12 protein-coding genes are annotated in these 20,004 nt (G+C 43.8%); 5 read left to right on the forward strand and 7 right to left on the reverse strand.

Going from position 1 to position 20,004, the window contains the following annotated elements:
• A partial coding sequence (locus tag ACYQ1O_RS16090; protein ID WP_459993206.1) for a helicase C-terminal domain-containing protein occupies window positions 1-895 on the forward strand: 895 nt, incomplete at its 5' end.
• A 552-nt stretch (window positions 896-1,447) separates the two neighbouring features.
• On the opposite strand, the gene qatD is transcribed toward ACYQ1O_RS16090, so the two are convergent.
• Genes qatD through ACYQ1O_RS16110 form a run of 4 tightly spaced genes read right to left on the reverse strand, consistent with a single transcriptional unit; the run spans window position 1,448 to window position 6,160 of the window.
• Window positions 1,448-2,176 carry a Qat anti-phage system TatD family nuclease QatD gene (gene qatD / locus ACYQ1O_RS16095; protein WP_459993208.1) on the reverse strand — a complete coding sequence of 243 codons (729 nt, stop codon included), beginning with the start codon at window positions 2,174-2,176 and terminating at the stop codon, window positions 1,448-1,450.
• Complete coding sequence (gene qatC, locus ACYQ1O_RS16100) at window positions 2,173-3,456, reverse strand: Qat anti-phage system QueC-like protein QatC (protein ID WP_459993209.1); 1,284 nt, start codon at window positions 3,454-3,456, stop codon at window positions 2,173-2,175. Before qatC ends, qatD begins: the two co-directional genes overlap by 4 nt.
• On the reverse strand, window positions 3,453-4,295 hold the full coding sequence (gene qatB / locus ACYQ1O_RS16105; protein WP_459993210.1) for a Qat anti-phage system associated protein QatB: 843 nt from the start codon (window positions 4,293-4,295) through the stop codon (window positions 3,453-3,455). Before qatB ends, qatC begins: the two co-directional genes overlap by 4 nt.
• A complete protein-coding gene (locus tag ACYQ1O_RS16110) occupies window positions 4,295-6,160 on the reverse strand; it encodes a KAP family P-loop NTPase fold protein (protein WP_459993212.1) in 1,866 nt (621 codons plus the stop codon). Before ACYQ1O_RS16110 ends, qatB begins: the two co-directional genes overlap by 1 nt.
• A gap of 700 nt (window positions 6,161-6,860) precedes the next feature.
• On the opposite strand from ACYQ1O_RS16110, the gene ACYQ1O_RS16115 reads away from it, so the two are divergent.
• On the forward strand, window positions 6,861-9,818 hold the full coding sequence (locus tag ACYQ1O_RS16115) for a KAP family NTPase (RefSeq protein ID WP_459993213.1): 2,958 nt from the start codon (window positions 6,861-6,863) through the stop codon (window positions 9,816-9,818).
• Between the two features lie 1,105 nt (window positions 9,819-10,923).
• Here the strand turns inward: ACYQ1O_RS16115 and ACYQ1O_RS16120 are convergent.
• The 3 genes from ACYQ1O_RS16120 to ACYQ1O_RS16130 form a co-directional block, all read right to left on the reverse strand.
• Window positions 10,924-13,077, reverse strand: a complete 2,154-nt coding sequence (locus ACYQ1O_RS16120; RefSeq protein ID WP_459993215.1) for a hypothetical protein — start codon at window positions 13,075-13,077, stop codon at window positions 10,924-10,926.
• Window positions 13,078-13,508: 431 nt separating this feature from the next.
• The gene (gene phoU / locus ACYQ1O_RS16125) at window positions 13,509-14,222 is read right to left on the reverse strand and encodes a phosphate signaling complex protein PhoU (protein WP_459993416.1); all 714 of its coding nucleotides are present in this window, start codon (window positions 14,220-14,222) and stop codon (window positions 13,509-13,511) included.
• Between the two features lie 91 nt (window positions 14,223-14,313).
• On the reverse strand, window positions 14,314-14,607 hold the full coding sequence (locus ACYQ1O_RS16130) for an HU family DNA-binding protein (RefSeq protein ID WP_459993216.1): 294 nt from the start codon (window positions 14,605-14,607) through the stop codon (window positions 14,314-14,316).
• A 592-nt stretch (window positions 14,608-15,199) separates the two neighbouring features.
• On the opposite strand from ACYQ1O_RS16130, the gene ACYQ1O_RS16135 reads away from it, so the two are divergent.
• The 3 genes from ACYQ1O_RS16135 to ACYQ1O_RS16145 are packed head-to-tail and all read left to right on the forward strand — an operon-like array spanning window position 15,200 to window position 19,910.
• Window positions 15,200-17,548, forward strand: coding sequence for a type I restriction-modification system subunit M (locus ACYQ1O_RS16135; RefSeq protein ID WP_459993218.1), 2,349 nt, complete (start codon window positions 15,200-15,202; stop codon window positions 17,546-17,548).
• Window positions 17,548-18,591 carry a PDDEXK nuclease domain-containing protein gene (locus tag ACYQ1O_RS16140; RefSeq protein WP_459993220.1) on the forward strand — a complete coding sequence of 348 codons (1,044 nt, stop codon included), beginning with the start codon at window positions 17,548-17,550 and terminating at the stop codon, window positions 18,589-18,591. The genes ACYQ1O_RS16135 and ACYQ1O_RS16140 overlap by 1 nt, the downstream gene beginning before the upstream one ends.
• Window positions 18,588-19,910, forward strand: a complete 1,323-nt coding sequence (locus ACYQ1O_RS16145) for a restriction endonuclease subunit S (protein ID WP_459993221.1) — start codon at window positions 18,588-18,590, stop codon at window positions 19,908-19,910. The genes ACYQ1O_RS16140 and ACYQ1O_RS16145 overlap by 4 nt, the downstream gene beginning before the upstream one ends.
• Window positions 19,911-20,004 lie beyond the last annotated feature (94 nt).

Genomic DNA, 20,004 nt, shown 5'->3' on the forward strand with positions numbered 1-20,004 from the left:
GGAGGACGACGGCGGCAATGCCAATTTGTCTGCGGCCCTGCTCACTTCCGCGACCCTGTCCGACGGCAATGAATCCTCATTGAAGGCGGTGGCCAACACCTTAGGCTTGTTCCGTTCAAAGCGGCATCATTTGGTTACGCGCATTTTTGAGCCGGACGATTTTGGCACGTTGTCATTGGTGTTGCCGGATGACAACGCCCCAACCCCTACCCTGCCCTTGGGCGACGATGCTTTTTCAAGCGATCCGCTTTGGATTCATTATGTGTCGGCCATGATTGTCAAAGCCGCCGGATCGGGCGGGCGTGTCCTCGCCTTGACCCTGTCTTACCGCGACACGGAAATGATTGCCGATCACATCAGGAAACATCACCCGGATTTGGCAACCTTGATCCAACAGACTGAAACTGACTCCCTCAATGGGCTGATACTGCGCTTTAAGCAAACGGAAGGTGCGGTATTGTTGTCGCCAGTGTGTTGGGAAGGTATCAACCTGCCAGGGCTGGTCAAAAATGTGGTGGTCACCCGAATCCCTTTTTCCCCGCCAGATAGCGCTATTGAGGCATTGCTGGCAGAATCCATGTTCAAGCGTGGTTTTTCCGCAGAAACCGTTAGGGCAACGGTTTACGGCATGTCGGTTATCCACACCCGGCGCAAGCTCCGCCAGGCCATTGGCCGCGGCATCCGCCAGAAGACCGATGTCACAAAAATCTGGTTCGGCGATAGGCGCATCCTCGCCCAAAACGGTAAGCTGAAGCTGGAGTCGCTATTGCCGACGCGGTTTGCGCCTGCCATTAGCCGTGCGGAGACATTCACGTTGGACGGTATCGAATCACTGCCGCTAAACACTAAAGCTGCACAAACCAACCCTTGGGTGATGAAAGAATGCTATTTATGAATCGGCAAACAGTGGATCAGTGGTTGGCTTGTGGTGTTCGGATTCTCTAAACCAATGCGGCGTTTCATTTCTGGCAAACGGCGCCATCCTCATTGCAAAGCTGAGCACAGGTTTCATTCCCATGACATGGGTAACCCCATAAAACGCCAATCAACAAAAGTGTCCAATGATTGGACACTTTTCGTATACGCCCACCCAGTTGAACAGAATGCCCGCTCCTCTGTCCTGCCCTTGCCCATCGTTGGTTATAATTTAATTATGACCAGACAAAAGCGGCATTGGGAATTTTGGGGAGTGGGCGGTCGGTAACGACCCATAAGCGACATTTAAAGTTTTCGCTCAATGTCGGCAGGGAATTAATGAGCTGTCATTCAACTGGCTAACGTTAAGTTAATAGGCTGGCCGTTTGGAAAACAAGTAAAGACCAAACACTGTTTTTTCCACTAATTTTCAAAATGGCTAAGTACGGCCAACCCTAGTTGAACGCAATGTTAAGCTGTTAAGTAGCCCACATATACTGAATTAATATTGGGTCACGAATGTATTAAAAAATTATATAAAGCCTAGATATTTAAAATTGTTTTTTAATTTATCTTCTGTATCAGATATAGGTATATTCCAAATTTGACTTAAATCAGAGCAAACATTAATTGCTTCCCAAGGCATAATTGGTTTTCCATTTAGCATGGTAAATGGCCCATCAGACTCAGGCAATACTAGATTTCTTGGAATTTTTGATATTAAATTTTTCCCATTATTGCTTTTTACCATTATAGGATTAATACTAAAAAAACACTTCATTTCAATAGCCTCTTTCAATTCTGTAATTGATCCAGAAAACCAATGAAGTACAGGCTGCCCACAATTAGGATATTTTTTTAATATTGAAAGAACCTTAGAAGCTGCTGCTCTAGAATGAATGCTGATAAGGCGACCACCTGCTTTTTGGCATTCTCTTATAGCAATATCAAAAATTAATTCTTGTTGTGTGAAAGATTTAGCATATCTGGATGAACCATCCAAACCAATTTCTCCAATAAAATTAGTTTGAGAGATTGAGGCCAGAAGAAGGTCTAATTCATTAAATTTTTCCGCAACAATTTCTGGATGTAGCCCAAGTGCTACTTGAATATTTTCATACCCAGAAAAGACTTTTTTGGTGGCGAGCCATGCACGGGGACTAGTGGTAACAGCAAGGGTAAAGTCATTTTCACTGTTTACTCTAGAGATAATTTCCAAAGCATTGGGATAAAGATCGAGATGTGTATGCAAATCGATCATAACACTTTGTTTTCTTTTAGTAAGCTTTCTATTTCATCAAATCCTTTTAAAACAACTCCTTCATAATTTTTTCGATCACTATGTGGAGCAAATGAAAGGTTTCCAGAAATGAAAGACTGGATGCCAAATTGCTTAATTCTAAGACATGCGATCACCATTGCTCCGACATCATTAGGTCCACGAGTAAGCCCTGCATAATTTAAGTTAGCAAATCTATATCCTTTAACCGTATTGTCAGTGATACCAGCTTTAAGGAATGCTGCTCTTCTCACCACGCAAGGTACACAACGCCCACAATGCAGATGACCATTTGATAAGTATTTTCCACAACTGGTTGAATCAGCGATTAATTCTTTTAAAAGTTTCTGGTCTTTACATTCAGACAGTAATTCTCCTTTTGTCTTAAACTGATATGGTGCAATCAGTTCCATATTCATTCCGAGGGCACACCAAATTTTTTGTATGCCTGCTAAATAAACTGGATGTGTTGTTTTTGTGCTGAAACTTCCCATGCGACCGGAATTTAGAGGTATGTTTAAGCTGATAAAACCATTTTCAGGAACATAAATAGGAACAGGATTATCATCTGATCTTGTAATAGCAGAAGCAGCTAACGCTGCAAATGCAAAAAAAATTATTGATCGGCCTCGTGTTGATTTCTCCGATTCCCCCTTGGGTCGATGTATCTTATGGCTCCATTGAAAATGAGTGTCTCCTGATTTAATTCGTTGAACATATTTTCTTTGAGTTTTCGCATCATCTCCCACAACTTGAGAAACAAATAAAGGGTTGTGCTTATCAGCAACTAGGTCAATAGCCCCTACCAAACTATCTACACCACCCGATAATAAGGAAACACAATCACCATCGTACTGCTTGATTTGTTTTGCACGAGGCGGATCAATACCACCGTCAAGAAAGGTCAGCTCCCAAAAATCTCCGGTTAAAAACCTCAGAGTATTTTCAAGGTCTTTTTTTACAGAACCCCAAACAGATGGCTCATAAAGATGAATAGTCAAATCAATCTGCCTAGTCCAGCCATCAACGCTGTTTGCCCTATTTAAAGAAATATCTACGGCTGCTACTGAAAGTGCAATAGTAGTGAAATCCCAAACAGCAATAGAAGGACAAAGCCCTGCTTGTTCAACCTTTTTTTTCAAATCAGGAGCAAAGTACCCTACATTTTCCAGACCTGAGTTTAAATATGCAGAAAAATATTTTGTATTAACCTCAAGTTGTTGAGGAATGAGATGTTTTGGAGCACAAATAACTTTTCTCATTGATCGTCCTCAAAAATCTCAAAAGTTCTGGTTAGCGCGGATTGCAGCAGTTTATTGAGTTCATTTGTAGATGGGTTGGATATGTCCTTTCTTAATTCCTGTATTTGAGCTGAAATTTCAGATTTAAGATATTCCTTCATATCATTCATTCGAGAAACTACTTCGCGCGATGAATATTTTGCACTTTCAAACAATTGGCCAATATCAAAATTGAGCCTGTTAAATGCTTCATTAGCTATAAATAGCTCCATAACTGTCCAAATACTATCATTATCCATAGCTAACAAATCAATATCTGGCTGGATAGTCAGAAGCTCAGAAATAGCCTGATTCATTGAATCTTTACAGGATTCTTCTTCCTGGCTTCCACCGATAGAAATTATCTGATTTATGATCTCATCAGCTATTTCGTATGCAGAGAGATTTTTTGCAGAAAGTTGGTTGACCCAATCTCTAACTTTCGTATCAGAACTATTCCGAATACCTTGAAGAAAATTAAAAAGACCTGCGCCAGCCGAAGTTGATGCCTTCATTCTGCCAGCAACATTTGATGCACCGCCCATTCCTTTTCGGGAATAGCTGCCTAATGCTTTCCGCAATGAACTTTTATCACCTGTTTCGGCATAATTTCCTAAATAGCGTCTCGCGCTTCCAAAACGTCCTGGGGGAGCAATGCCTAATGGTAGGTTTACAGATTCAATTTGTCGTGGATTTTGACTGGATTGTTCCCCACTGATTTTTTCTAATGGGGAACCTAACTCAGATGCAACTGAATTAAGCCAAGGTGGGTCAAAAGAAACACCCGATTTTGGGCCTGAGCTTGATGATGAAGTACCCATTAAGTATTACATTTTGCTGAGCTTATAGCTCTTTTAACCGGTGACGGGGAATTACTGTCGTTTTCCCAACGACTCAAAAGTTCCTTTGCCCATGCTTCATTTCTTATTTGTGGAATTAGTGGTGCTGGTCTTTTGGCTGCTGGAATTTCGTCAAGCATAGAAATAAACGATGCGGCCAGCTCGGGAAATGCTTTAGGCAAATGTAATGCTTGAATAATGGCAGAGGATTCCCACTGTTGATTTCTGGCTCTACGCTTCATTCGTGTTAGAATTTTGTCTGACTCAGTCATGTCAATAAGCTTAACTTTGGCAATTAATGGATTTAATATGCCTTGTGCAGTGCAAAGAGCTGTTAATAATTCCCTTCCTTCAGGGGAAAGCTCATCAAAGCTAGCGAGAGAAACTGCTTTATCTCTGCTTAGATAAAGCAGAGGACGTAAGTCAATACTTGCCAGCGGTGGATTCAATTTTAACCAGTCCATGATAAATGGAGTTTTCCATGATTCATGTTCAAACGTTAGCTCTTCATCTTTTGCGATTTTGTTTTCCAAATCCTGTAAAAACATTGGCTTGCCATCTTCAGTTTCACTAACTCTTTTAACGAGAAATTCAAATGCTGCTGCTGATGCACAGCGTTCAAAAAGTTGCAGCTTAACCAGTTCTTCGAAGGACACACTCATACCTTGAGCTTTGGCAACAGATTCACGAATGATTAAGTTATTTAAGAATCTTTTGATAAGCCTTGGATTGCCAGCAATATGATCAGATGTCGCCATAATGTTAGCTAATTGATCTGCTAAATCAATCTGTATAGCAAGTTTTGTTGCCGCATTACCATAGGCATTTTCAATAACTTTTTTTGTAAGACCACCTGACCATGATTTTTTTATAGCAGTACCAATTGCATCATGGCCTTGTTGTTTTTCTTCTTGGGTGATAATTCCACGACGCTGAGCCAAATCGGCCAAAAGCAGAATTAGATAACCTTTAACTTCATTGGTACCTAGCCTCGGAACTCTTAATGGAATTTGAATAAGTTTGTCAAAATAACTCGTTACCAGTTCATCACTAAGATCAATATTGCCAAAATGCGCCCTCACGGCATTGCGGATCATTTGTTCATCCGCAGCAATGATAAATGCTGTTTGAGGAATAAACAGTAACAATCTCATTGCCTCAAGTGTTGAAATCGCTGTATTAGGTAGGCAACGGTCTAAGTCATCGACAAGGATAATCAAGGTTAACCCAAGTTTCTCCAATAATTCCTGAAATAGTTCTCTAAGTGCAGCAATTTCTTTAGGAATAGATTTTTCTTCTTTTTCATCAAGGAGTTTTTTCAGTTCAGGTGCAATCTGAATATAGGACTCTTTAATATTAGAAATTTCTTCCCGACTCGGCATACTACTCTGACTGAATAATCCGCTTACAGCACCGATAAATGAACCTACTGGTCCAGCTATCGCCCCTCCGGTAATTACACCAGAGACTACAGGAGCTATAAACTTCGCCGTTCTTAACCAGCTTATGCGCTTAATAAATTCCTTCGCTTTTTCAACATAATCTTTCTTAGACTCAGCCTCTTCCATAATTTTATCGGCGACTTTCTGTAAAAGAGCCATTCGAGCATCATCGTATCCTTGATATAACCATGCGTTAAACTCGATAAAAATGTAATTTTTTTCACCATCGATATTTTTAATTGATTCACCAATCATTTTAACCAATGAAGATTTACCTACCCCCCAACTACCGGAAACTCCAATAGATACAGGTTGACCATTCCCATCTTTGATCATTTGAGCTGCTGTATCTGCAACAACTTTAAAATTCAATAAATCTTGCGTAGTTTCTATATCGTTCCACATGTTTATATTTCCTTTTGCGAGACATCAATGTTCATATAAAAGCTTTGCATAATTAAACACTTTTACCGATACTGAAAAGTAAGCGTAGTACATTTATGATTATAGCAACATCCTACTTTAAAAATTTGGTCAAGGATAATTGGGGTTATGCAGTTGGTAGACTTACTATGAAGATAGAACTGTAAAATAGCGTGGGAAATTTGCCAGTTTTAGCAAGAAAAGAGCATCAAAAGTTACCAGAAGAATTTTTTATCCCATTGTTTTTAAAAGCAAGTAGTCGAAAATAACTGGAAAATGTGACGCTGATAAGTGGCAAATATTGCAAGCTGTTTTACAACTAAAGTGTCCAATGATTGGACACTTTTCGTATACGCCCACCCAGTTGAACAGAATGCCTACTCTTCTGTCCTGCCCTTGCCCATCGTTGGTTATAATTTAATTATGACCAGACAAAAGCGACCTTGGGAATTTTGGGGAGTGGGCGGTCGGTAACGAACCTAAGTAGAAGTTAGCTAATTTAGCTTGATTGTCTGGTTTAAAGCCCAAAATGGTCATTTCTGTTACAGAAATGAATATTCTGAGTTGGGTAAGATCAACCTTCGATTAACTCTAATAATTATTAGACCAATAAGGTCTCTCTAAATTGACGACAATATGAAATACAATACGAACTCGGCTAATTTAAAGTAGGAGCAGATAGATGCCAGAAACGCACCAGACAATGAAAATGCCCGAATTGCTCCTGTTCGCGCGGGTATTTGCAATCTGGTTCATCTCAGCCGGTGTATTCCGAGTTACCTACTTTGCAGGGGAAAAATTCGTCCCTCTCCTAGCTGATGTTGATTGGGTATTTCAAGCAGCCGGGATTGCCGTTTGCCTAATTGTCTGCCTAGCTTACGCAATTATGCGTGATGCGTGTTCTTTTGTCGTTCGCATTGGACGCAGTCTTCGCTTCGATTTGTTCGCTTTCGCGCTAATTGGAATTTGGTCAAACTATTTGACGTCATCTTGGCTATTGAAAGTTCACGAACTCCTCAATGGAATGAACCCTTGGTGGGTTTCTACGATATTGGTTGTCTTACTTTTAGTACTACTATCGCCGATATGTATAACTTGTTTGTCTCGAATGAGACAGCCAGAGCCTCAGTTCTACTTCCTTGGAGACGACGAAATAGAGACCGATGAAGAAGACATCTTGCGAAACAAAGGGTTGGCTAAGGATTTCGCTGAGACAGTAATGGCTAGTGGAGTCCACTCGGGTCTTGTGTTTGGCATTGATGGGCCGTGGGGCATAGGCAAGACCAGTTTCGTCAATCTTGCGGAGCAGCATTGGAGGCAGGCAGGAGTCAATTCAGTAATCGTCTTTCGTTTTGAGCCATTGAGGTACGCCGCTGACCCCGACCTTTCGGAGCGTTTCATTCGAGACCTATCGGCAACCCTTCAACGGCAGGTGTATGCTCCTGAGTTCCGTCCAGCCGCATCTCGGTATTCACGGATGGTTAAGGGTATCTCAATTCTCGGCGTCAGACTGTCGCTTGAGCCTTCGAACGAGACAGTTGACGAACTATTAGAAGACATTGACGACCTTCTGAAAAGCATACGCAGGCGGGTTATCGTTGTCATAGACGACTTAGATCGACTTGAAGCCAAGACGGTAAACAATGTCCTATTTACCATCCGGCGGACATTCAAACTATCCCAGGCCACTTACATCCTGTGTTACGACACTGAAAACCTAGTAAAGGGGAAGGACGATGGGAGCAATGCACGAGAATTCCTTGAGAAGTTCGTGATGGTGAAATTAAGCCTATTTATTGATAGTTCGACGCTCAAAAACTTCCTGCTGACGGATTGGAAAGGCAACGAACATCGATTCCAAACTATTCCTTCCGACACTATGTTCAAGCTTTCCTCAATTCTTAGCGAGATGGCGGCGATTTTGGATGATAACAGCGCAGCTAAATACCTCCATCTAATTGGCGACATGCGCAAACTCAAGCGTTTCGTCAATGCTGTAATTCTGCTACAGATCGAAAAGACAGACTTAGATAAGACAGATTTCAATCGGCGTGACCTCATCAACCTGATACTTTTACATCTCAACTACCCCGGCCTGTTTCGAAAAATCTATACAGAGGAAACTGAAGGGCGATCGGGAATGTTCTCAGTAAATCGTAGTTTTGAGGCGGGGAAGTTGAGATTTAACAACGCAGATGAATTCGAAAGTGTGGTGACAGAATTACCTGAGCCGACAAGTCAATTTTTGTTGCGGCAGCTTTTTGATGTGAAAGTGCTTGAAATTGAGGATACGTTCGTTACTGTAAATGAAAGCGTTCTAAGCTCGCGTGCCTGCTTCAATTCGGAGCAGCACCGGAATCTTGAAAAATATCTGAAGTTAATTGTCAGGTTTGCCAAGCCGGAGTCGCGAGAGACGTTCAAGCTGTACCAAAACGCCGTCGATCGCGTTAAACAAGGTACTTTGATTGCTTCCATTTTGGAAGGTCCAGATTTCGATCTGCGGGAAAGTGAGTTGTCCCATGATCAGTTTTGGCGTGTTCTGGTAAATCACTCCTATGACTTTACACAAATGATCGCCGAAGATGCTATTAATACACTTGGCACGTATCTTCCACGGTATTCATTTTTTGGCACTAATTATCGTGGACTGAGGCAACAGTCGATCTTCTCCCTTATCCTACTGCTCGAAAGTGTAGGCTGGGGGCGTACTGATGGACGTAGACTACCCAATACACGAGAGAACGTAGTCGAAATTGCTCAGCGCATTTATGGGGAAGCAGCTTATGCAGGTAAAGGACTCATTCATCGGTTGGTGTCTGAAGAACGGGGCGTACTTGGTTGGTACGACCTGATGCTGTTCAGGTTTGGATGTTCAGCTGATCGACAAGGGCAGATATACAACGTTACTACCGCTTTGATCGTTCACGAGGATATGAGTGCACCAACAACCGGGTCCGTCTCCTTGCTTGCATTGAATGGTATGCGACCTCTTTCCCAAAGAGTGTTCAAGCTTTTTCGAGATAATTATATCAAGCCTAGACGAAACTTTCTTGCCGAAGTTGACAAGACACCTGACATTGCTTTCTTCGGAGATTCGGAAAAGTGGGTGAAAGAGCACAGTAAGCTGGAAGAAGGGGGAGTTCAAAAACTAGCAGATCAAGTATTGGCTGCCCGGTCAGCTGTAAAGACTTTTGTCCTCTATCAACTTGCCAATGGTGATCAGCCCACAGATTCGGGTGTAGGTTGCGGATTGTACGATGAGTCAGGTAATGGTGACTCTGGAGGTATTAACGTCAACATGAATCAGTACCTTTTTGATATATGCTTTAATCCGTCGGTCAGCGAGGACAACATTTACCATTTTGCAGACCACTGTTTGAGAAACCTGAGCAGCGGATTTTGGGCTGGTTATGAGGAAGAAGGATATGTGGCTACGGAGACGGGCTTAGCGAGCGGACTCGATACGGCTAAGCTGAAGAATTATTGGGCTGAGTTCGGCCATCTGATAAAGGAGAAAAATCTGCCAAGTATGGATAGACGAGTTGTGACATGGAACTATACAGCAACGTATACCAAACATCTGCCAAAGGTGTTTGACTTGCTTGACAAGATGGCAGGTGTTCTTGGATACAACGTATAATTCCTGGCTACGAATTCACACGCCTAATCAATGCGTGAAAGTGGACTCAAGTCTTGAGATCAAAACTTTGGGTGCTAATAAACAAAAGGCTCTAAAGTTTCACGGGATTTAAACAGTCTATTGAGTACCAAGAATTTTAACAGTGTCTTATTTTGAGTTTCATAAACGAACATCTCTGTAACTCTTAATTTTAACGGGTTAAAGAGGGCTAAATAGGTAACATAGCAAGTAAATCGTACAACGTATCATGAACCTGACAAATAATAAGTGAAACTTTGTAAGCGTACAACGAAGTATTTTTGGAACATTTGTGTAAGTATTATTGGAACAATTTACAGAAAATGGTGTTGCCAATGGTAAAGATGCGCCATGTCCAAAATTCACCGATTTTAGTCTCGGCATATCATTATGATTCATAAAACTTTCTTTATTGTTTTATGGCCATTGCGAAGTAATATTGGAACTTGTTTGTAAATTGCGAAGTATTATTGGTACTTTTTGCAGAACCGACGGGGAGCGGCCAAAACCGGGGGTAAATTTGCCTGAATTCTGTAAAGAGACGTTATGCGATTATAAAGCCTGTTGGGAACTGGGAAGAGTCCTTTGTGCTGTTTTAAATGGCGTTTTTGGCAATCAATTTAATCGCTGGTACCAGATAAGCCAATCCAACAAGAAAATCTAAATGACCTCAGCGGGCTGCGCAGTCCAATTGAATTTGCCCACGATTTTGGCCGCCCCCTTATAAATGTTCCAATATTACTTCGCAAGCAAACATATTATAATTGGAACAATATTAATATTTACTTTCTTAACCCATTGATTTTAAATAGTCGAATTAGCCTATTCGTAGTTCCAATAATACTTCGTTGTACGACAGTCGATTGGATCAAAGGTTGCCTTAACTATTGAATTGGATAGTGACCCCGACGGTCGGGTGTTGGCTGCTATGGATAGCTATCCATAGAGGACATTAAATGACAGTTGGCCTAAAGTCTGCGAATGAGTACCTATAGCTGTTTGCGGGCATCCAGCATCCACATTCGGGCGGAGTGAAAGTAACATAAGCAAATATTTATATCCCCTGATGAAAAAATGGCTCTAAGGTTTAGTTCAGCCCTTTCCATATCTCCCCTGTTTCAACAACTTCGATAAATCTTTTCGGACAGAAACCATTTGGGAACAACTTATCGTTCATCCCTTCTAGCAACTGATCGAGGGGAAGCAATAGTTGACGTTCATCTCGCAGTATAACCTGCAGCGCTTCCAGTGATACAACAAGAAAGCCGTCAATCTTTTGCTGATCACATTCGATGGAGGTATCGACAATCCAGGCTTGAAATTCCTCTATTGTGTTTACGTTATTACAACCTAATCTTGTTCTCAGTTGCTCATCACTTGCTAAAGCCTCTAATACAGCAGGCTTTTTTCGTTTAAGTTGCCTTGCAGCCTTACGAAGTGTATTGGTTTGATGTAGCCAGACCTCGTGCCGTGTTGATCGAAGGTAACCGGACTTCACTTCGATCAGAAGTATCACTCCGTTGCAATGACAGATTAGATCGACTTCTCCAGAATCTTCTTGGTTTGAACGTTCAGGTTGATAACCTACCTCAACAGCAAAACCACATTTTCTCAGCAAATTGGCTAAACGCCATTCGATTCGCCGTGTTTCACTTATTTGTCCCGATCTTCGGGCGCCGATCCGCCGCAGGTTATTAACTGCCGCAGTTAAATTGTTCTGCTGGGCAACCACCCAGGGAAACTGGAAGTTGTAGTGTCCGATTTTGTAAAAGGGTCTCTCGTATAGCGTTGGAAGTGGCAATTTAGGCTGTTCTTTAAGGCCATTAGCAAGTTCTTTTAGATCGCTTGTCCAAAATTTCAGGATTGCTTTCGCAGCTAAACTGCTGCCCTTAGGATATTTGTCGCAAACTGTCCATCCGGTAGTCCTTTTCACTTTTGCATCTTCGTCAGACCACGTCATCGGAAAACGGTTTTCTCCCTCGACCAATCCACGAAAAGCTAAACGACTCAAAGCTTTCGCGACGATACCGGAACTAGCGAAATAATCTTGGAATGGTTTAATGTAAGCACTTTGAAAGAAAACTGAATGTAATTCAATCGATAACAATGCTTGGAAAAGCTTGGCACTAAGGCCTTCTGGGAGAGCAATTTCATCATCCAAGCCGAAGATTTCTTTCAAATGAAGTTCACTTCTGATGGCTTTAATGTAGGCCTGGACATTCAGTTCATGATTTTCTTTGCTGCCTATCTGAATATCCTCCATTCCACGTTCAATGAATTCAATCATTCCCCGATTCATCCAGTAGTTCCATAGTGCCTGGAATTTACTTTCGGTACGCTGCCAGGCTAGGTGACCGTTCTCTGTCTCGTTATAAATGACCGACTTTCCTGGTTTGAGCTGATAGCGACACTCAGGGTCAAAGCAAAACCAGTCAATCGAATCCTCATAATCCATCCGCTCTTTCGTTGCGGCAATCAGAACTGCAATGGCTTCAAGATTGTTTCGACATTCATCAGTAATTGCTGGCGAAGGAAAAATAATTGGCGAAAGATGTCTCTTTAATGCCTGACCAAGACGAGCTTCATTGAGATTAAAATCACTTTGATTGCAGCTTTTTAGTTTGTTGGAAATGATACGGCTATAGACACGCCATTCATTTGCTTCTGAATTTGTAGGAGCACCCGGTATTAGTTGCTCATAAGCAATTACACTCAGATAAGAAAGGGTTTCAATCAATGAAAGATGGGCAAGCTGATTTTCAGCAGAATGGATTATTTGGTCGAACGGCTCAAGTTGAGCCAGCAGGCGATCACACACTCCAACAAAGATGCGCCATTCATCGCCTTCCAGCCTTTGTCTCAGAGAATTCCAAGTCAAAGACTCGATTCGTGTAAAAAGTTTGGAATAGCGGATCGCCCATCTAAGATTATCGGGAGCGAACTGGGCGAGATGTTCTAACAAATCAATAGAAATAGCGCCTTCATGACCCAAAATACGGCTTAATGCCAAGGTGGATAGTGTTGACGCCTTGACAATGTGTGCTTCTCGCCAAAAAGGAGCAGCGGCTAAACCGGACGCACGATCAAACCCCGATAGCCCTTTTGTAGCTGGTCGCTGATCTAAAAATTGGTGTATACATTCATCCATGGCCTCAATATCGTTGGTTAGCTCCCGTTGATATGAGAAAACGGCCTGATAGTGCTGCAGACATTGATTGGCTTTGATCCCTAGTTCGAACAAATTAATTTCCTAAATAATGCATTCTTGAGGTGAAAGATATAAAGCTGAATTTCGTCTGTTTTTCGATTGTAAAAAAATCGCTAATTAACGCAGGCTAGGCAATAGAATTAGTCGAGTATTATCAATTCGCTAATCGTATCTTTCTTCATGTTATATGAAATACAGCTACTTTTTATCCTAATCAACAGTCGGCTAGGATGCAAATCGGTCGTTCCAATAACAGTTGCAAGAGACAAGTTTGAGTCGTTAACGGACCGATAGGTGGGAGGTGTCCGTCCCATTGTTGTACGGCTCTGTAACTATTTGCGACAAAACCCGTTCAAGACAGGGATACGGCGGCCTATGAGGTTTTGTGCCTAACCCTCCCAAAAGCCACTAAACCTGAAAGTGGCCTATTTGGTAAGAGGTCTGCACAATAATGGGCTACGTGTTTAGGTGTTTAATTTTTCTTCCAGCTCCTGTTGGCTCAAATGCCTGACCGCTTCGCCTTTGACCATAAATATCAGGTGTTCACACAGGTAACAGGCATGGTCGCCTATCCGCTCCAATGCCCTGACCGCCCAGAGGACATGTAACGTCCGGGTGATGTTGCGCGGGTCTTCCATCATATGGGTAATCACTTGCCTGACTATGCTGGCATATTCCTGGTCGACTTTTTCGTCCATGCCGGTAATCACCGTGATGCCATCTATGGACATTCGGGCAAACGCATCCAACGCCCCATGCAGCATCGCCTTGACCACGTCGGCCATGTGCATCAATTCGTGGTATTGGTCATGCCCGGCTTCCGTGTAGGACAATTTGATGGCCATTTTGGCTATCCGTGCCGCATGGTCGCCCGCGATTTCCAGTTCGCTGATAATCTTGATGATCGTCAGCAACAGCCGTAAATCAAATGCGGTGGGTTGCCTTAAGGCGATGATCTGGGTGCATTCCCTATCAATTTCCACCTCCATGGCATTGATCTGGCTATCCTGCCTGATGACACGTTCGGCGACTTCCACCTCATTGGTGGTGATCGCCTGGATGGCCAACACCAATTGTTGTTCGACCAATCCCCCCATCACCAATACCTTATTGCGCAGGTCTTCGAGTTCCGTATTGAACTGCCGTGAAATGTGCTGGCCTATTTTACTGTCGTCCATCATTGTCCTTTTGGGTTCGGTGTCATGTTGCCGCCATTTGGCGCAACGGTATTGCCTTATCAACGGTTCGCTGGAACCCGCTTAATTCGGATCAGGCATTAACGCTGGCGTTATTGACGCGCAACCTCAACTCCTTGCCCGGTTTGAAACGGATCACCGGCCTCGCTGGCAATTCCACAGGCTCTCCCGTTTTGGGGTTCCGGCTCAGACGCGGTGGCCGTAGGTGCCGCGTGAAACTGCCAAAGCCCCTGATTTCAATGCGCTCACCTTGCATGACCGCTTCGGTGAGGGACCTTAACATGCACCCCACGCTAAGTTCGATAGCATCGATTGTCAAGTGCGGTTGTCTTGCGCTTAACTTTTTTACTAGGTCTGATCGGTTCATGGATAGCATCCTTGTCAGCTAAAAAGGGCTATTTTAACAGCTACGCTGGCATCCGCCTTAGTTTGCCGATATGTCACTCATGATGTGGCTACAGTCGACCTTACACACCGCATATGTTATGCGGCATAAGGGGACTAGGATTGCACTTCGGAGTTGAATCCACGAATACTTTGACAGCCTCCTTCGTATTTAAGACATTCTGGCAGCCATAAAAAGCATTGCCCCTGTCTGCTTTTGCCATCAGTTCCGTTGGGCAAATTATTTCTTTGGGCAGCGGAAATGAAATAGTTTAGCCAACGTTGATAAGAAAGCGGGTCATTTGAGATGGTAAAACCCATGTTGCCGTGAAACGCCACTGAACCGATGTAACTCAGCTGTTGCGGCAACGCCCATCCATAGCGGCAATTCGGCTATAATTCCGCCTACCTAAATACCAGACACCCCAAACTAGCTTTGTCCGTTTCTATAGGGCTTTGCTGTTTTATTGTTTTTATCATGCCACCTTGTTTTCACGATGCGCAAATCCCTGCGTAAAGTGAATGTGGCAGCTGATTGACAGGGGGTTGGTTCAACCCATTAGCCGTTCTCCTCCATGACCCAAAACACCAACAACCTCGCCGCCTTTATCTGGTCTTTAGCCGATTTGCTGCGCGGTGATTTTAAACAAAGCCAATACGGGCGCATCATCCTGCCGTTCACCCTGCTACGCCGCCTCGAAGGGGTGTTGGAAAGCACGAAAGAAAACGTGCTGGCGCAAGTGGAAAAAGTCCAAGCCATGAATTTGCCTGAAGAGGCACAAGAGAAATTGCTGTTACGAGCCACGGGCGGCCTGTCGTTTTACAACACATCCAAGATGGACTTATCCAAACTCGGTGAGGCGGGCATTGCCGCCAATCTGGAATCGTATCTCCAAAGCTTTTCCAAAGACGCGCGGGAAATCTTCGAACATTTCAAATTTGCCGATTTCATCGCCCAACTGAACGATGCTAACTTACTCTATAAAATCGTCCAAAAAGTGCGGCTGACTGACTTAAGCCCGCAAGCCATTTCCAACCACGACATGGGTTTGGTGTTTGAAGAACTCATCCGCCGTTTTGCGGAAAGTTCCAACGAAACCGCTGGTGAACATTTCACCCCGCGTGACATCGTGCGCCTGACCACCTCGCTGGTGTTCATGGAAGACGATGACGCATTGACCCAAGACGGCATCATCCGCACCATCTACGACCCCACCGCAGGCACGGGCGGCTTTTTGTCATCGGGCATGGAATACGTCCACGAACTCAACCCGCAAGCGGTGATGCGGGCTTATGGGCAAGAACTGAACCCGGAGAGCTACGCCATCTGCAAGGCCGATATGCTCATCAAAGGCCAAGAAGTCAAAAACATCAAACTCGGCAACACCTTATCCAACGACCAGCTTTACGCCGACAAATTTGATTACATGCTCTCCAACCCGCCGTTTGGTGTCGATTGGAAAAAAATCGAACAGGACATCAAAGACGAACACACGCAAAAAGGTTTTGATGGCCGTTTCGGTGCGGGTCTGCCGCGCGTTTCTGATGGTTCGCTATTATTTTTGCTGCATCTCATCAGCAAACTACGTGATGTCTCTGACAACAACCAAGCGTCCCGTATGGGCGGCTCACGCATCGGCATCATCCTTAACGGCTCGCCTCTATTTACGGGTGGTGCGGGTTCCGGCGAATCGGAAATCCGCCGTTATATCTTAGAAACCGATTTGCTCGAAGCCATTGTCGCCCTGCCTACAGACATGTTTTATAACACCGGCATATCGACGTATATCTGGATACTCTCCAACAAAAAAGCCCGCGCCCGCAAAGGCAAAGTGCAACTCATCAACGCCGTCAATCTCTGCGGCAAAATGCGCAAATCCTTAGGCTCCAAACGCAACGAAATGGACGACAGTGACATCGCCACCGTCACCCGCGCCTTCGGTGACTTTATCGCCATTGATGCCTGCGAACTGGACAAACCCGCTGAACCCAAAAGCAACCGTGGGCGGCAATCTAGCAACGCCAAAACCGAAGCCCCGAAAACCTTCGCCAGTAAAATCTTTAATACTTACGCATTCGGCTATCGGCGCATCACCATCGAACGCCCCTTGCGGGAATCCTTCCAATTCAGTGACGGGCGCATTGACGGGCTTCGCTTTGCCGCAGGCTCCTTAAACGCCGCCATGCAATGGCTGTATGCCGAATACGCCACCGCCGATAACTGGACAGATGCCGAAATCTGCCCCCATTATGGCAACTTAAGCCAACACGAAGACACCATCCGCAAACACCTCAAAACCCACTTTAGCGAACTCAAAGAAAAACAAATCAAAGACTTGTTAGCACGCGACACCTGGACAAGCCAACGCCAATTGCTGCTAAAAGCCCGGCTGTTGCAACAGACCCTCGGCACGGCGCAACACGATGACATAAACTGTTACGATGACTTGCTAAAAACCGCCTGCACAACCGCCGCGCTGGGCTTGGATGCCAAAGAAAAAAAACAGCTCAAAGACGCGGTCAGCTGGCGCAACCCCGAAGCCGAAAAAGTCATCAAAAAAATCCACAACGGCGCCGCCAACCCGCTGTATGGTTTGTTCGCCGTAGATGGAAAAGTCCTCGAATACCAAGCCGACAGCGAATTGCGCGACTACGAAAATGTCGCCCTAGACCCCAGCCAATCGGTCAATGCCATCAACGAAGCCTATTTCCGCAAAGAAGTCCTGCCCCATGTATCGGATGCGTGGATAGATGCCAGCAAAAAAGACCACAAAGACCAAGAAATCGGCATTGTCGGCTATGAAATCCCCTTTAACCGCCATTTTTACCAATACCAACCGCCTAGGGATTTGGCAGAAATAGATGCCGACTTGGATGCCGTCAGCGCCGAGATCATGAAATTATTGCAAGAGGTGCATTCCTGATGCCGCCCAACACACACTTAACACAAAACAGCGACTACAAACGCTGGCTTAAAGACCTAAAACAAAAAGTCGCACAGACCCAAATCAAAGCCGCCGTTAGCATCAACGCCACACTGCTGCAATTTTATTGGGAATTGGGCGAAGAGATTGTACTAAGACAGGCGCAAGCCAGCTGGGGGGATGGTTTTTTAGCCCAATTAAGTAAAGACTTAATGGCTGAGTTTCCTGAAATGAAAGGTTTTTCTAAGCGCAACTTAGAACAAATCCGCAAATGGTACCGCTTTTGGTCAACGCATCCGGCAATTGCGCAACAACCTGTTGCGCAATTATGGCAAATCCCTTGGGGACATAATCTCGCCATTCTCAGCAAAAGCCAAAGTCATGATGAAGCCAGTTATTACGTGGCTAAAACCCAAAAACACGGTTGGAGCCGCAGTGTGCTCATCCATCAAATGGAGAGCGGCTTGTGGCATCGGGAAGGCAAAGTGCTCAGCAATTTTGACCAAGCTTTACCCTCGCCACAATCCGATTTAGCCCAACAAACCTTGAAAGACCCCTATATCTTTGACTTTTTGGCGCTCACCGACGAATACAACGAGCGCGAACTGGAACAAGGGCTAGTCAACCACATCACCCAATTTTTATTAGAACTAGGCGCAGGTTTTGCCTATGTTGGCAAACAAGTACCCATACAAGTTGGCGAGCGCGATTTTTACTTGGATTTATTGTTCTACCATATCCAATTGCATTGTTATGTCGTGATAGAACTTAAAGCTATTGATTTTGAACCAGAACACGCAGGCAAACTAAATTTTTATATAAAAGCCGTTGATGAATCGCTCCGCCAAGAAGGAGATCAACCCACCATCGGCATCCTACTCTGTAAGAACAAAGACAAGCTGGTGGCAGAATATGCCCTAAGCGACATCCAAAAGCCCATTGGCGTATCGGAATACCAACTGACGCAATCGCTCCCGCAAAACCTGAAATCCAAGCTGCCCAGCATTGAAGAGCTGGAAAATGAATTGGGCGGTGGGTTATGAAATATCGGGTTTATTCTGAGTATAAGGATTCCGATATTTCCTGGCTTTGTGAAATTCCGTTGCATTGGAAACTCAATAGATTTAAAAACATCTTTCAAATAAGAAAAAGGATTGCAGGAAAACTCGGCTTCGATATTCTTTCGATTACTCAAAAGGGAGTAAAAATAAAAGATACTGAAAGTGGCGATGGTCAGCTTTCAATGGACTACTCGAAGTATCAATTAGTCTATATAAACGATTTTGCTATGAATCACATGGATTTGTTAACCGGATTTGTTGATCTTTCAAAATATAATGGAGTAACGAGTCCTGATTACCGCGTTTTCTCACTTGAAGATAAAGACTCAAACAAAAGGTATTGTCTTTATTTATTGCAGCTTTGCTATATAGCCAAGATATTTTATCCATTAGGGCAGGGAGCGGCGAATATTGGAAGATGGAGACTCCCAACGGAAGCCTTTAATGAGTTTATTGCACCATCTCCTCATTTAGATGAGCAAGAAAAAATCGCCAATTTCCTCGACCACGAAACCGCTAAAATTGATGCCCTGATTGCCAAACAACAGCGGCTTATCGAACTGCTAAAAGAAAAACGCCAAGCCGTCATTAGCCACGCCGTCACCAAAGGTTTAAATCCTGATGTGCCTATGCGTGATTCTGGGGTTGAGTGGTTTGATGAATTGCCAAAACACTGGACGGTGGGAAAACTGGGTTATTATTCATCTATTTCAAATGGCGCAACGCCATCGAGAGATAATCCTGCATATTGGGAATCAGGAACAGTAGGATGGCTAAACAGCTCAAAAGTTAATGACATCTATATTCAACAAACAGACCAATTTATAACACCCCTAGCAGTTAGCCAAACAAGTGTTAAACAAGTAAAACCAAATCATCTTGTTATTGCAATAACTGGAGAAGGGCAAACTAGGGGGAGAGTGGCTATTTGTAAAATTTCGGCTACGATTAACCAACATCTAGCTGGAATTTCGATTAATGATGAATCGCTACATCACGAATATCTTTTTTATTGGATAACAAGCCAGTACGAGAGAATTAGATTTGAATCTTCTGGAGCAGGTTCTACTAAAGGTGCAATAACATGCGAAGATATAAAATCTTACTGTTTGCCAGTGCCACCTTTAAAAGAACAACAAGCGATTATTTCTCATATTGTCGCTATAAATAAAAAACTTGATTTGTTAATTGATCTTTCTGAAAAACAAGTTTTCTTATCACAAGAACGCCGAACCGCCCTAATCTCCGCCGCCGTCACCGGAAAAATCGATGTCCGCGATTTCAATACCGCAGGCGGATGAAATAGCGAAACCCGAATCCCGTCAAAAACATTGTGCCAGCTTGTCTGAATCATCAAAATCGACCTAAGAACGGGCAAACTCCTTAATCCTGTCA

This window comes from Methylosoma difficile, assembly GCF_054657615.1.